A 1,172-nucleotide genomic window follows, 5' to 3' on the forward strand; every position below is an offset into this window, starting at 1 on the left:
GCCTGACGCTGACCACGCCGTTGCGCCCCGCGTTGAGCGCCGCCACCGGCGCGCCCGGCGCGCTGATGGACTTTCACCCCAGCACCACCTACACCGTGCACCTGACCGGCGGCGGCGAGCTGCAGGGCAAGACCGTGGGCCATGTGGAGACCCCGCAAGGCGTGTACTTCTTCCCGCCGGTGGACGAAAGAGGCGACAAGGGCGCTGTCCTGCGCATGTTCTGCCCGCGCAGCGCCTACGACTCGTTCGACTTCGGCCCGCGCCTGGGTGAGCAACTGGTGGCCGACAACACTGCCACGCCGGCGCAGATTGCCGCGGCGCTGGCCGAACAGGCCCGCATGCGCGAGCAGCGCATCGGCGACGTGCTGCTGGGCAGCCGCGTCGTCAGCCCCGAACAATTGATGCAGGCGCTGGAAGCCCAGTCGCGCATGCCGATGGTGCGTGTCGGCGAGGCACTGATCGCGCTCGGTTTCATCACCGCGACGCAGCTCGGCGACGCGCTGGCCCAACAGCGCGGCGACCGCTCGGTGCCGTTGGGCGAGCTGCTGGTTCGCAGCGGCGCGGTGCAGCGGCAAGACCTTCGCACGGCGCTGGCCCGCAAGATGGGCTACCCGGTGGTCGACACCGACGTCTACCCGATCGAGGCTGAAGCCGTGCGCAGGCTGCCGATCAGCGCCGCCAGGCGCCTGCAGGTGCTGCCGCTGCAGTTGCTGCCAGGCCGGCTGGTGATTGCGATCGAAGACCCATCACGCCGCGATGTGCTCGACGAGATCGAGTTCATCGCCCAGTGCAAAGTGGTGCCGGTGCTGCCGGTCGCCGACCACCTGAACCGCTGCATCAGCCTGATGTACCAGAAGCACGGGCTGGACGACGGCAGCAGCAGCCCGAGCCCGATCGACCCCAACGGCGCCATCAACTTCGACGAAGGCGGCACCGACCAGTTGCTGGCCGCGCTGGAACTGTCGTACGACAGCGCACCGACGCACAACGAAGACGAAAAGCCGATCGAGCAGAGCGACAACTCGCTGGTGCGCTTGATCAACACCATGATCGTCGAGGCGCATGCTCAGAACGTCTCCGACATCCACATCGAGACCCACCCGGGCCGCGAGAAGGTGCGCATCCGTTTCCGCCGCGACGGCGTGCTCAAGCCCTATCTCGAACTGCCGCAC

General features: G+C 68.0%; 1 protein-coding gene. It reads left to right on the top strand.

The features are described from left to right. Positions 1–1,172, top strand: a 1,172-nt coding sequence (locus AC1DYI_RS36335; RefSeq protein WP_477208937.1) for an ATPase, T2SS/T4P/T4SS family, incomplete at both ends; no start/stop codon positions are given.

This window comes from Ideonella sp. P3_A4 (genome assembly GCF_056403075.1).